General features: G+C 62.5%; 13 protein-coding genes. 1 reads left to right on the plus strand and 12 read right to left on the minus strand.

Annotation, left to right across the window (positions count from 1 at the left end; translation table 11 throughout):
- Window positions 1-97: 97 nt before the first annotated feature.
- The 12 genes from J5M66_RS20805 to J5M66_RS20860 form a co-directional block, all read right to left on the minus strand.
- Window positions 98-694: a nucleotidyltransferase family protein gene (locus tag J5M66_RS20805; RefSeq protein WP_024013927.1), complete on the minus strand. Its 597-nt coding sequence runs from the start codon at window positions 692-694 to the stop codon at window positions 98-100.
- The gene (locus J5M66_RS20810) at window positions 691-1,671 is read right to left on the minus strand and encodes an XdhC family protein (protein WP_016770998.1); all 981 of its coding nucleotides are present in this window, start codon (window positions 1,669-1,671) and stop codon (window positions 691-693) included. The genes J5M66_RS20805 and J5M66_RS20810 overlap by 4 nt, the downstream gene beginning before the upstream one ends.
- Window positions 1,671-3,992 (minus strand): xanthine dehydrogenase family protein molybdopterin-binding subunit, encoded by a 2,322-nt coding sequence (locus tag J5M66_RS20815; RefSeq protein ID WP_207807802.1) that lies wholly within the window; start codon window positions 3,990-3,992, stop codon window positions 1,671-1,673. The genes J5M66_RS20810 and J5M66_RS20815 overlap by 1 nt, the downstream gene beginning before the upstream one ends.
- On the minus strand, window positions 3,989-4,459 hold the full coding sequence (locus J5M66_RS20820) for a (2Fe-2S)-binding protein (protein WP_016771000.1): 471 nt from the start codon (window positions 4,457-4,459) through the stop codon (window positions 3,989-3,991). The genes J5M66_RS20815 and J5M66_RS20820 overlap by 4 nt, the downstream gene beginning before the upstream one ends.
- Window positions 4,460-4,758: 299 nt before the next feature.
- A complete protein-coding gene (gene murB, locus J5M66_RS20825; RefSeq protein WP_123443605.1) occupies window positions 4,759-5,778 on the minus strand; it encodes a UDP-N-acetylmuramate dehydrogenase in 1,020 nt (339 codons plus the stop codon).
- Window positions 5,775-6,239 (minus strand): low molecular weight protein-tyrosine-phosphatase, encoded by a 465-nt coding sequence (locus tag J5M66_RS20830; protein WP_123443606.1) that lies wholly within the window; start codon window positions 6,237-6,239, stop codon window positions 5,775-5,777. Before J5M66_RS20830 ends, murB begins: the two co-directional genes overlap by 4 nt.
- On the minus strand, window positions 6,239-7,003 hold the full coding sequence (gene kdsB, locus J5M66_RS20835) for a 3-deoxy-manno-octulosonate cytidylyltransferase (RefSeq protein WP_024013932.1): 765 nt from the start codon (window positions 7,001-7,003) through the stop codon (window positions 6,239-6,241). Before kdsB ends, J5M66_RS20830 begins: the two co-directional genes overlap by 1 nt.
- The gene (locus J5M66_RS20840; RefSeq protein WP_003179363.1) at window positions 7,000-7,185 is read right to left on the minus strand and encodes a Trm112 family protein; all 186 of its coding nucleotides are present in this window, start codon (window positions 7,183-7,185) and stop codon (window positions 7,000-7,002) included. Before J5M66_RS20840 ends, kdsB begins: the two co-directional genes overlap by 4 nt.
- A 23-nt stretch (window positions 7,186-7,208) precedes the next feature.
- Window positions 7,209-8,219, minus strand: coding sequence for a tetraacyldisaccharide 4'-kinase (lpxK, locus tag J5M66_RS20845; protein WP_123443607.1), 1,011 nt, complete (start codon window positions 8,217-8,219; stop codon window positions 7,209-7,211).
- Window positions 8,219-8,647, minus strand: coding sequence for a biopolymer transporter ExbD (locus J5M66_RS20850; RefSeq protein ID WP_207807803.1), 429 nt, complete (start codon window positions 8,645-8,647; stop codon window positions 8,219-8,221). Before J5M66_RS20850 ends, lpxK begins: the two co-directional genes overlap by 1 nt.
- Window positions 8,644-9,279, minus strand: coding sequence for a MotA/TolQ/ExbB proton channel family protein (locus J5M66_RS20855; RefSeq protein WP_016771007.1), 636 nt, complete (start codon window positions 9,277-9,279; stop codon window positions 8,644-8,646). Before J5M66_RS20855 ends, J5M66_RS20850 begins: the two co-directional genes overlap by 4 nt.
- A gap of 101 nt (window positions 9,280-9,380) precedes the next feature.
- Window positions 9,381-11,615, minus strand: a complete 2,235-nt coding sequence (locus J5M66_RS20860) for a DNA internalization-related competence protein ComEC/Rec2 (RefSeq protein ID WP_207807804.1) — start codon at window positions 11,613-11,615, stop codon at window positions 9,381-9,383.
- A gap of 136 nt (window positions 11,616-11,751) precedes the next feature.
- On the opposite strand from J5M66_RS20860, the gene J5M66_RS20865 reads away from it, so the two are divergent.
- Window positions 11,752-12,270, plus strand: a complete 519-nt coding sequence (locus J5M66_RS20865; RefSeq protein ID WP_016770668.1) for a DUF2062 domain-containing protein — start codon at window positions 11,752-11,754, stop codon at window positions 12,268-12,270.
- Window positions 12,271-12,391: the final 121 nt, after the last annotated feature.

Here is a 12,391-nt window from a genome sequence, read left to right on the forward strand (position 1 = left end):
GAGCCTGCTCGCGAAAGCGCTGGGTCAGACAATATTCATGTAGCTGAACCAGCGCATTCGCGAGCAGGCTCGCTCCCACAAGGAATTTCAACACGGCTCAGGGCTGAGGAAATACCAAAGATTCAGGCACATCGATATCCCACAACACCCCCGGATCATCCACCGCCACTTCCACCACCCGTCCCTGCGCAAACAACGGCCGTGCACCACGGTCACCGGTCAGCGCCTGCAATTGCGCGCCAAACGAACGACCAAACCCCACGGGATGGCCAAATTCGCAACCCAGCACCGGCACACTCACCGCGTCATCAGCCATCGCCGCAACTACTCGCTCGATACTCGAAGGCAAGATAAACGGCATATCGCCGAGCACAATCAACCAGCCATCAGCGCCCGGGCAAGCGGCAACACCTGCGGCAATGCTGTCGCCCATGCCGGTCGATTCGATCGACACCACGTCGCAGCCGTAAGCCTGAGCCATGCGCATCGCCTGCGGTCGCGCTTCAGTGGTGACCAGAACGCGCTTGGCGAGACTGGCCGGCAGGTTCACCAGCACCTGTTCGATGACCGAGCGCACGGCGCCGTCACGCCCGGTGCAATCAGCGAGCAATTTGTCTTTGTCGGGGCCGGCGATCTGGCGAAAGCGTTTGCCCTCGCCCGCCGCCAGCACAATCACTGCGATGGATTGGCTCATGCACCCTCCAGCGGTTTTTTCTGTTTCAGCTCCACACCGTTCTTGATCGCAACAATTTCCGCCAGCAACGACAAGGCGATCTCTGCCGGCGAATGACTGCCGATGTGCAGGCCGATCGGCCCGTGCAAGCGATCAATCGATGCTTGCGACAAGCCTAGCTGAGCCAGATTTTCCCGGCGCTTCTGGCTGTTGACCCGCGAGCCGAGCGCGCCGACATAGAACGCCGGCGAGTCGAGCGCAGTGAGCAAGGCCATGTCATCCAGACGTGGATCGTGAGTCAAGGCGACAATCGCTGTGCGCTCGTCGGTCTGGATGTTCAGCACAGCCTCATCCGGCATGCCGGGGACGAAACGGCCATGCTGCTCTTCCCAGCCGTAGACGAACTCGGTTCGCGGATCGCAGATCAGCACTTCGAAATCCAGCAGCCGCGCCATGTCGGCGACGTAGCGCGACAACTGCCCGGCACCGATCAGCAACAAGCGCCAGCGCGGACCATAAATCGCTCGCAGAGTCTTGCCGTCGAACACCAGCGAATCGGACTTGCTCGCCGGAGCCAGCCGCACCTCGCCGGTTTCGATGTTCAGTTCTCGGGCAACGATTTCATGGTTTTCGCAACGCTGCAGCAACTCGGCGACCCACGCCGGGTCACCGACGCGCTCTTCGGTCAGGCGCAGGGTGCCACCGCAAGGCAGACCGAAACGCGCGGCCTCCTCGCGGGTCACGCCATAAGTGATCATCTGCACCGGCGGGCCGTCGGTGGCGATGCGGCCGTCGTGCAGCCGCGCGATCAAGTCATCCTCGACACAGCCGCCCGACACCGAGCCGATCACCACGCCGTCCTCGCGCAAGGCGAGCATGGCACCGGGCGAGCGCGGCGCAGTGCCCCAGGTCTGCACCACGCTGAACAGCACCACCCGCTGTCCGGCGCGGCGCCACTCGAGGACGCTGCGCAGGACGTTGAGATCGACGCTGTCCATTACGCTTGCGCCTTCTGCCAGCCCTGCAACTGATACCGCACCGGCAGATTGCGGATGCGCTTGCCGGTGGCGGCGAAGATCGCATTGCACAGCGCCGGGGCAATCGGCGGCACACCCGGCTCACCAACACCACCCAACGGCACGTCACCCGGCGGCGTGACCAGATGCACGGCGACTTCCTTGGGCGCCAGCGACATGCGCGCGACCTCGTACATATGGAAGTTGTCCTGCTGGACTTTGCCGTCCTTGAAGCTGATCTCGCCGAGCACGGCGTTGCCCAGGCCCATGACGCACGCACCTTCGAACTGCGAACGGATGCGCTCAGGGTTGATCTGCGGCCCGCAGTCCACGGCGATGTCGGCCTTGTGCACGATCAGCGAACCGTCGTCCTTGACCTCGACTTCGATCACTGCCGCCACATAGGTGACGAAGCTGTAATGCACTGCCAGACCGAGGCCACGACCCTTGGGCAGTTTGCGTCCCCATCCGGCTGCCTTGGCGGCGGTTTCCAGCACGGTGCGCATGCGCCCGGTGTCGATCGGATAACGCTCGGGCGATTCGCCGTAGTTCCACTCTTCGCTCAAGGTGCGTGGATCGATCTGCCGGTCCGGGCCGAGCAATTTGATCTGGTACTTGAGCGGATCTTCACCGGCCTTGTGCGCCAGTTCGTCGACGAAGCTCTGAATCGCAAAGCCGTGGGGAATGTTCGACACCGAGCGATACCAGCCGACCCGCGTGTGTACCTTGGCTTCGGGGTTTTCCAGGCGCACGTTGGGAATCGCATAGGCCATGTTGGTAAAGCCCATGCCCAGCTCGAACGCCGCTTCGTGGTTCATGTCCGGCGCAAACAGCGCGGTGATGCTTGGCGCCACGGTGCGATGCAGCCAGCCTGACGGCATGCCGTTCTTGTCGATACCCGCCTTGAGATATTCCGCCGACACGGTGTGGAAATACGAATTGTGGATGTCGTCTTCGCGCGTCCACTGCACCCGTACAGCCTTGCCCGGAAACTCCTTGGCGAGAATCGCCGCTTCAACGACGAAGTCCGGTTTCGACTTGCGCCCGAAACCACCGCCCAGCAATGTCACGTTGACGGTGACCTTTTCGAACGGCACGCCCAGACGCTCGGCGATGCGCTCACGGGTGACCTGCGGTGCCTGACTCGGCGCCCAGGCCTCGCAGACGCCGTCCTTGTAACGGGCGATAGCAACCATCGGTTCCATCGGCGCCTGCGCCAGATGCGGCAGGTAGTACGAGGCTTCGAGGGTGCTGGAGGCACCGCTCAAGGCCTTGTCGATGTCACCGGTGTTGCGCACCACTTTGCCGGCCTTCAGCGACGCGGCTTCAAGCTCCTTGCGATAGGCAATCGAGTCATAACTGGCATTCGGGCCGTCGTCCCATTCGATCTTCAGCGCCTCGCGGCCCTTGATCGCTGCCCAGGTATTGCTGGCCACAACCGCGACGCCGCCCAGTGGCTGGAACTCTGACGGCAACGGCCGGCCTTCGATCTGCATGACTTTTAGCACGCCGGGGACTTTCAGCGCGGCGCTGTCATCGAGGCTTTTGACCTTGCCGCCATACACTGCCGGACGAGCGATGGTGGCGTAGAGCATGCCGTCAAAATGCACGTCGGCGCCGTACACTGCGCGGCCATTGACGATATCGGCACCGTCGATGGCCTTGGTGCCTTCCTTACCGATGTAGCGAAATTCCGACGGCTGCTTGAGTCGCAGGCTGTCACGCGCCGGTACTGCCAGCGCACTGGCGGCAGCGGCGAGTTCGCCGTAGCCCAGTTCGCGGCCGGACGGTTTGTGAATGACTTTGTGCAGCTGCGCATGGCATTCGCCAACCGGCACTTTCCACTGCGCAGCGGCGGCCTGTTCGAGCATGGTCCGCGCGGCGGCGCCGCAACGACGCATCGGCTCGTACCAGTGACGCATGCTGCGCGAACCATCGGTGTCCTGGTTGCCGAAGCGCACTTCGTCACCCGGCGCCTGCTGCACTTTGACCTGAGCCCAATCGGCCTCGAGTTCATCGGCCACTACCATGCTCAGGCTGGTGCGCACGCCCTGGCCCATTTCCGAACGGTTGCACACCACGGTGACGCTGCCATCGGCAGCAATGCTCACGTAGACCTTGGGATCGTCGATCCAGCCATTGGGCATGCCGTCGGCGCCAAATTTCTTCGCAGCGTCATCGGCCAGCGCATCCTGCCAGCCCCAGCTCGCGGCGAGGACCAGCGCACTGGTGGCACCGACGCCTTTGAGAAAACCACGGCGGCTGAGGTTGCTCAGGGCGAAATCATTCGGGACACGGCTCATGCCTTCACCTCCTTCAGGTGGGTGGAGGCCTGGCGGATCGCGGTTTTGATCCGGTTGTAGGTGCCGCAGCGGCAGATGTTGCCGACCATGGCTTCTTCGATCTGCTCGTCGCTCGGGTTCGGGTTGGTTTTCAGCAGAGCGGTGGCCGACATGATCTGCCCGCCCTGGCAATAACCGCATTGAGCCACGGCGCTGTCGAGCCAGGCTTGCTGCACGACCTTGCCTACCGGGTCGGCGTGGAGATTGTCGATGGTGGTGACGTTCTGGCCGATCACCGAGCCGATCGGCGTGATGCAACTGCGTGCCGGCAAGCCGTCGATATGGATGGTGCAGGCGCCGCACAGGCCCATGCCGCAACCGAATTTGGTGCCGTTGTAACCGGCGACGTCACGAATCGCCCACAACAGCGGCATGTCTTCGGTGACATCGAGGGAGTGGTCTTGACCGTTGAGTTTCAGGGTAATCATGGGCACGCCCGCATATTTTTTAGTGGTTATGGGTTACATCTTAGCGGCAAGCTGCAAGCTGCAAGCTCAAAGTGAAGGCGCGTCTGATTCGCTCGCAGATTGCAGCTCGCAACCGCGCCTTGGGTGAAGCAAATGATTGGTATCGTTAGGCGGCTAAGTTAACCCAACATTAACAAAAAAGCCCTGCTTATACAGGGCTTTTTAGCTGCAAGTTTCTAGCTACAAGCTGCAAGCAAGAGCGCCAGATAGCTCATGACGCAGTGCAGCTTGCCGCTCGAAGCTTGAAACTTGCAGCTGCTTCAATACCGATTGGGCTCCATTTCCAGTTCGACATGAAACCGTTCGGCGATGTCTTTCTGGATACGTTGCGCCAGGTCGAGCAGTTGCAGGCCGGTGGCCGTGCCGTAGTTGACCAGCACCAGCGCCTGCAACTTGTGCACGCCGGCATCGCCATCGCGAAAACCCTTCCAGCCGGCGCGTTCGATCAGCCAGCCAGCGGCCAATTTCATCTGCCCGTCCGCTTGCGGGTAAGCCACCAGATCCGGGTGCTGCGCTTTGATCTGCGTGACCACAGCGGCAGGCACCAGCGGATTCTTGAAAAAGCTGCCGGCATTGCCGAGCACCGCCGGGTCCGGCAGTTTTTCACTGCGGATGCTGCAGATGGCGCGGCTGACATCGCTGGGCGTCGGCTGCTCGATGCCCTGCTCGCTCAGGCGCTGACGGACCGGGCCGTATTCCAGATGCAGGTGCGCGGCGCGATCAAGCTTGAAGCGCACCCGCAGAATCAGCCAACGTCCCGGCTGCTGCTTGAACACACTGTCGCGGTAGCCGAAATTGCACTGCTCCAGGCTGAAATCCCGCAGCTCGCCGCTCTCGCGATCCAGCGCAGTCAGGCCGGTAAACACGTCCTTGATCTCGACACCATAGGCGCCGATGTTCTGCATCGGCGCGGCGCCGACGGTGCCGGGAATCAGGCTGAGGTTTTCCAGCCCGGCAAAACCCTGGGCCAGCGTGTGCTGCACGAACGGGTGCCACGGTTCGCCCGCTTCCGCCTCGACCACCACGCGACTGCCATCGTCGCTGAGCACGCGGATGCCGCGCGTGGCCATGCGCAATACCAACGCCGCAATATCCGCCGTGAGCAGCAAGTTGCTGCCGCCGCCGATCACCAGCAACGGCACGTCATGGGAAGCGGCATAGGCCAGCGCTTCGCGGACATCGTCATCACTGCGGGCTTCGGCAAACAGCTGCGCGCGCACATCGACGCCAAACGTATTGAAGGCCTGCAACGATACTTGCGGTTGGACCTGCAAACTCATAAACGGCCCTTCACTTCGATCAGCAACTGGTCGCAGGCCGCTTCGATCAGATCGAGCACCTGCTCGAAACCCTGATCACCGTCGTAATACGGATCCGGCACTTCATCGACCAGCCCGGAATAACGACGCAAAAACAGATCCAGCTCGGCTCTGCCGGTGGACGGCTGCAGGGCCTTGAGATTGCGCAGATTGCTGTTGTCCATGGCGAGAATCAGGTCGTAGCTGGCGAAATCGGCCCGGCTGACCTGCTGCGCGCGTTGCGTCGACAGGTCATAACCGCGCACTTTCGCCGCGGCCTGGCTGCGCTTGTCCGGCGGGTTGCCGACGTGCCAGTCACCGGTGCCGGCGGAGGCCACTTCGACCACATCGACCAGCCCGGCTTCACGCAACTTGTGGCGCAACACGCCTTCAGCGGTGGGCGAACGGCAGATGTTGCCCAGGCACACAAACAGAACGCGCATCAGGCCCCCAGCAGGCGACGAACCCGCTCAAGGTCTTCAACGGTGTCGACACCGGTCGGCGGCGCGATCAGCGCGTCGGCAACATGGATACGCACGCCGTGCCACAAGGCACGCAGTTGCTCAAGAGATTCGGTATTTTCCAGCCAGCACGGCCCCCAGCTCACGAAGTCGTGGAGGAACCCGGCGCGATAGGCATAAATACCGATGTGGCGACGATAGGGCACGCCTTCAGGCAGCTGCTCGCGGCTCTTGGCAAATGCATCGCGTGCCCATGGCAAGGTCGCGCGGCTGAAAGTCAGCGCGAGGCCGTTGATGTCGCTGGCGACCTTGACCACGTTGGGGTTGAACAGGGTTTCCACGTCTTCGATCGGCTCAGCCAGCGTGGCCATGCGCGCCTCGGTGTGAGCGGCCAGGTTAGCGGCGACCTGATCGATCACACTCGGCGGAATCAGCGGCTCATCGCCCTGGACGTTGACCACGATCGCATCAGGCGCAAGACCGAGTTTCGCTGCGACCTCGGCCAGACGATCAGTGCCGGAGTTGTGATCTTCACGGGTCAGCACCACTTCGGCGCCAAAGCTTTTGCACGCCTCGACGATGCGCGCGTCATCGGTGGCAACCACGACGCGGGTCGCGCTGCTTTTGCTCGCCTGTTCCCAGACATGCTGGATCATCGGCTTGCCGGCAATATCCAGCAACGGCTTGCCCGGCAGACGGGTCGAGGCGAATCGCGACGGGATGACAACGGTGAAGGCTGTGGTCATTTATCCAGACGCTCGTCGGTGGTCAGGGTGCGCGCTTCGCTTTCCAGCATCACCGGGATGCCGTCGCGGATCGGATAGGCCAGGCCGGCGCCCTTGCTGATCAGTTCGGTCTTGTCGGCGCTGAGCTTGAGCGGGCCTTTGCACACGGGGCAAGCAAGGATGTCGAGCAGTTTGGTGTCCATGAACATTCCCAGAAATAAAAGAGTTAAGGCAGCAGACGATCCGGCAACAGGCGCATCAGCTGAGTGTCGAACCAGGCCACGAAGGCTGGCGACGGCACGGCATCGACCGCCAGATACCACCAGTCGGCAGCAGCAAAGGCACGGCACTTCACCGCGTCCTTTTCGGTCATCACCAACGGCAATGACGGGGTGAAATTCAACGCCTGCACGCTGTACTCGGCGTGGTCGGCAAATGCATGGGTGATCGGCCGCCAGTCTAGCGCTTCGAGGGTATTGAAGAAACGTTGCGGATTGCCGATCCCGGCCACCGCATGCAGCGCTTGCCCGGGCGGGAAATGCTCGAGCGACTGACGCTCGCCGCTGCGCAGATTGACAAGCGCGGTGGGTTGCAGGCGGAAGGCGAAACCATCGTCGCGATCATCAAGGGCACCGTTGAACAGCACGCCATCGACGCTTTGCAGGCGCTCGACCGGCTCCCGCAACGGCCCGGCCGGCAGACAGCGCTGGTTGCCCAGGCCCCGTGCGGCATCGATCAGCACCAGTTCCAGATCCCGCGCGAGGCGATAATGCTGCATGCCGTCGTCGGACAGAATCAGATCCAGCGGTTCACTGGCGATCAAGGCTTTGACGGCGGCGCTGCGATCAGGGTCGATCATCAGCGGCACGCCGGTGCGCTGGACGATCAGCAACGGCTCGTCACCGGCAATCTCGGCGCTGTGCTCGGCCTCAACCCGCCACGGCAGTTGCGGCGGTTTGGCGCCGTAACCGCGACTGACCACGCCGACGCGCAGTCCACGGCGTCGGCAATGTTCGATCAGCCAGAGAATCATCGGCGTCTTGCCGGTACCGCCAACGGTGATATTGCCGACCACGATCAACGGCACGGGCGACTGGTAGATCTCGCCTTGACCATCGAGAAAGCGCTGACGCTTGTTGATCACCACACGGCGATACAGCATTTCCAGTGGCCGCAGCAGCGTCAGGGCCGGATGCCCCTGATACCACGCGGCGAGCAGGCGATCGGACATGCTCATCAGGATTTCGGCGCCGCCTCGACCGTGGTCATGCGCAGATGGCTGAAACCGAGCTTGCCGGCCGCGTCCATGGCGGTGATCACTGATTGATGCTGGGCCTTGCCATCGGCACTGATCGACAACGGCATGTTGGTGTCGCCGTTGGATTCTTTCTGCATGGCTTCCATCAGCGTCGCCAGATCATTCTTCGGCAAAATCTTGTTGTTCACCGAGAACACGCCTTCGGCACTGATCGCGACGTCCAGCAGTTTGACCTGCTGATCTTCGGCAGGCGAACCGCTGACCGCTTCCGGCAGATCCACGCGCAACTGGGTTTCCCGAGTGAAAGTGGTAGTGACCACGAAAAACAGCAGCAGAATGAACACCACGTCAATCAGCGACGCGAGGTTGATGTCTACGGTTTCCCGGGGCTTGCGACGGAATTTCACGCTTTGCCCTCGGCCAGATCGACATCACGGTCGCCCTGCACTACTTCCACCAGTTTGATCGCTTCCTGCTCCATACCGACCACCAGCTCGTCGATGCGGCGCTGCAAAAACCGGTGGAAGAACACCGCTGGAATCCCGACCATCAGGCCCGCTGCGGTCGTGATCAGCGCTTTGGAAATACCGCCGGCCAATACCGAAGCATTGGTGGTCATGCCGGAGCCGGTGAAGGCACTGAAAATGTCGATCATGCCCAGCACGGTGCCGAGCAGGCCGAGCAGCGGCGCCATGGCGGCGATGGTGCCGAGCGCGTTGATGTAGCGTTCGAGTTCATGAATGACCCGCGCGGCGGCCTCTTCGATGCACTCTTTCATGATCTCGCGACCATGCTTGGAATTGGCCAGGCCTGCGGCGAGGATTTCCCCCAGCGGCGAGTTGGCGCGCAATTCCTTGAGTTTTTCCTTGTTGAGCTGCTTGTCCTTGATCCAGACCCAGACCTGACCCAGCAGATGCTCGGGGGTGACGCGACTGGCGCGCAGTGTCCACAGGCGCTCGGCGACGATCGCCATGGCCGCGATGGAACTCAGAATGATCGGCAACATCATCCAGCCGCCGGATTTGACCAATTCCCACACAGTGACAGTCCCCTCGAAAAAGTGCGCCACTTTACCATACCGATCCGCGATTAAGAGTCGCCGCCCCGACGACCGTGAGGTGGCACTCATGCTGGCACCGATCAACGGCCAGCCACCGGTGGATCGCGCCAGAAACGCCGCTGTTGACGCATCGTCCACGGCGGTTTGAAGCTGCCCAGTTGCAGATGAATGGCACCGTGCTCGGCGCTGTCGTAGATGCGCAGACCTTGCTTGCGGTATCGCGCCAGCACGGTTGGATGCGGATGACCGAAGGAGTTGCCGTGGCCACGGGAGATCAGCACCGCTTCGGGCTGCAAGGCTTTGAGCAGGGCCATCGATGATGAACTGCGGCTGCCGTGATGGGGCGATTGCAGCCACTGCGTCGGCACGGCCAGCGGGCTGTCGAGCAGAACGCGCTCGGCGCGAATGTCGATATCGCCGGTGAGCAGCAGGCGTTCACCGTTGGCCACGACCTGCAATACACAGGAGCGCTGGTTGCTGTCATCGGCCGCCGACCATTGCCAGAGCTGGAACTGCACGCCGTCCCACTGCCACCGTTCGCCACTTGCGCAGACTTCGGCGTTCAGCTCCGGCGGTAGGTTTGGCGCATCGCCGCTGACCACGCGGTGCACCTTCAATCCCTGCATTACCGCCCGGGCGCCGCCAGCGTGATCGGCGTCAGCGTGGCTGAGCAGCATCAAGTCGAGCGCTTGGACATTAAGTTTACGTAACGCTGGCAGTACCACTCGCTCGCCGAGATCGAACTCGCCGAAACGCGGGCCGGCGTCATAGAGAAGCGCGTGATGGCGGGTGCGGATGAGGATGGCCAGGCCTTGGCCGACGTCGAGTTGCCAGACATCGGCCCGCCCTTCTTCTATTCGCTCTTGAGGCGGCAATGCCAGGAGCAACATTAGCGGCCAGCCCAACGGTCGCATTGGCACGCCTCGGGGCAACAGCAATAAAATCGCGCCAAGGCTGCCCAGGATCAACGCCCAGAGTGGAATGGCGGCAGGTATCCACGCCGGCCAGTGCCAGGCAATCAGCGCCAGCCCGATAAACAGCCAGTCGATCAAACCACCGGCCAGCCACAACAGCCCTTCGCCAACATAAGGCACGGGCAGCAATAGCGTGCCGAGCAATGCCGGCGGCAGCACCACGAGGCTGACCCACGGAACGGCCAGCAGATTGGCTACCGGCCCGCTGACGCTGATCGGCAAGCTCAGCGCCAGCAACACCGGACACAAGCCGATTGCGATCAGCCACTGCGCGCGGGTCCAGGTCTGCCACCAGCGCCAGGCCCCCAGCCGCCCGCCGAAAGTGAAGATCAACACTGCCACCGCCGCGAAGGACAGCCAGAAACCTGGACGCAAACTGGCCAGCGGATCGAACAACAGCACGCCATTGAACGCCAGCAATAACGGCCACCACGCACCAAGATGGCGAAAACGCAGGCGCCACAGCAGCACCAGCGCCACCATCACGCAGGCGCGCTGCACTGGCACATCGAAACCGGCGAGCAGGCCGTAACCCAGCGCCGCCGTGAAGGCCAGGCCGCACGCCCACGGCAGCCATGGCCAGCGCAACGGCCAGATTCCGAAACGCGCCAGCCCGGCGACCAGCAGATACATCACTGCGGCGAGCAAGCCGATGTGCTGGCCGGAGATCACCAGCAAATGCACGGTGCCGGTGTCTTGCAGCACCTGCCAATCCTCGCGACTGAGGCCTGAACCGTCACCAAGCACCAGCGCCGCCAGCGCGCCCTCTCGTCCTTGTGCATCGGCCGCCAGCAGGCGCTGGCGAACGCCGTCGCGCCATGCATACCGGGCCTCAGCCAGGCGCTGGCCATCCTTGATCGTGCCGGTCGCCCCGATCCGTTGCGCCAGCAGCCAGGCCTCGTAATCGAAGGCGTCCGGGTTGAGCAAGCCACTCGGGCGCTTCAATTTCACCGCCAGACGCCAACGCTCACCACTATTCACCGCCGGCCCGGCGTACCAGGCCAGGCGCAGCAGCGACGGCAGCTTTTCGTGGCGTGAACGCGCATCAGCCAACTCGAAACGCACCACGCCATCGTTGTGTTGCGGCAAGCCGACCACACGCCCTTCAAGCCAACGGGTTTCGCCGTCCAAACTCGGTGGCAAGCGGTCATTCAGCGCCCACTGCGCGCCAACGCAGGCCCAGGTAAAGCCAAACAGCAAACATGCCAATGGATAGCTGCGAAACGGCAGCAGCATCAGCGCCACCACTGGCAGCACTACCAGCAAGCCGACCGGCGGCAAGGCCGGCAAAAAAACCGGGGCCAGCAGACCGACTGCCAGCGCCATCATCCCTGTGCGCATATGCCCGTCCTTGAGAGTCCCCTCCTTAGGCATAGCGGGTGTGCGGCACCACCGTCGTCAACAATTGTCACAAAGTCTGAATGGGCGGTTCGTAGAATCCAGACATACTTGCCGCCTTAACCGACCGAGAAGCCTTATGCCCCGGCGCTTATTCAAACGTTACATGCCCGACCCGACGAGCATCAGGGAACACAAATCCTTACGCTTTCTCGGCACGTTGCTGCATGACCCGAACCTCTGGCATCTCAACCGCCACTCGGTCGCCCGGGCGATGGCGGTCGGCCTGTTTGCGGCATTCCTGCCGATACCCGCGCAGATGCTGGTCGCGGCGGCATTGGCGGTGATGGTGCGCGGCAATATGCCGATCGCGGTGAGTCTGGTCTGGCTGACCAATCCGATCACCATGCCGGCGGTGTTCTTCTGCACTTATCAGGCCGGGGCGTTCCTGATGGATGTGCCGGCGCGGCATCTGCCGGACGAGCTGACCTGGGAATGGATCAGCGGTGAGCTGTCGACATTGTGGCAGCCGTTTTTGTTGGGCTCGGTGGTTGTCGGTCTGGTGCTGGGCGTTCTCGCGTACTTTCTGGTGATGCTGTACTGGCGCTGGTGGGTGGCGCGGCAATGGCGGCGGCGCAAGAAAAGTCGGCAGAAGTGAATGCAAAACGGCCTCCGCTATGGGAGGCCGTTTTTTGTTGTGTCTGGGCTGGCCCCTTCGCGAGCAGGCTCGCTCCCACAGAGAATATCATTCCAATGCGGGAGCGAGCCTGCTAGCGAAG

Origin of the sequence: Pseudomonas sp. 67(2021) (assembly GCF_017491835.1) — a bacterium.
Lineage (GTDB): Bacteria > Pseudomonadota > Gammaproteobacteria > Pseudomonadales > Pseudomonadaceae > Aquipseudomonas > Aquipseudomonas atacamensis.

Bases quoted from the DNA above. Each gene is read 5' to 3' on its own strand.
- J5M66_RS20805 (WP_024013927.1), bottom strand. From the start codon at position 694: ATGAGCCAATCCATCGCAGTGATTGTGCTGGCGGCGGGCGAGGGCAAA.
- J5M66_RS20810 (WP_016770998.1), bottom strand. From the start codon at position 1,671: ATGGACAGCGTCGATCTCAACGTCCTGCGCAGCGTCCTCGAGTGGCGC.
- J5M66_RS20815 (WP_207807802.1), bottom strand. From the start codon at position 3,992: ATGAGCCGTGTCCCGAATGATTTCGCCCTGAGCAACCTCAGCCGCCGT.
- J5M66_RS20820 (WP_016771000.1), bottom strand. From the start codon at position 4,459: ATGATTACCCTGAAACTCAACGGTCAAGACCACTCCCTCGATGTCACC.
- murB (WP_123443605.1), bottom strand. From the start codon at position 5,778: ATGAGTTTGCAGGTCCAACCGCAAGTATCGTTGCAGGCCTTCAATACG.
- J5M66_RS20830 (WP_123443606.1), bottom strand. From the start codon at position 6,239: ATGCGCGTTCTGTTTGTGTGCCTGGGCAACATCTGCCGTTCGCCCACC.
- kdsB (WP_024013932.1), bottom strand. From the start codon at position 7,003: ATGACCACAGCCTTCACCGTTGTCATCCCGTCGCGATTCGCCTCGACC.
- J5M66_RS20840 (WP_003179363.1), bottom strand. From the start codon at position 7,185: ATGGACACCAAACTGCTCGACATCCTTGCTTGCCCCGTGTGCAAAGGC.
- lpxK (WP_123443607.1), bottom strand. From the start codon at position 8,219: ATGAGCATGTCCGATCGCCTGCTCGCCGCGTGGTATCAGGGGCATCCG.
- J5M66_RS20860 (WP_207807804.1), bottom strand. From the start codon at position 11,615: ATGCGCACAGGGATGATGGCGCTGGCAGTCGGTCTGCTGGCCCCGGTT.
- J5M66_RS20865 (WP_016770668.1), top strand. From the start codon at position 11,752: ATGCCCCGGCGCTTATTCAAACGTTACATGCCCGACCCGACGAGCATC.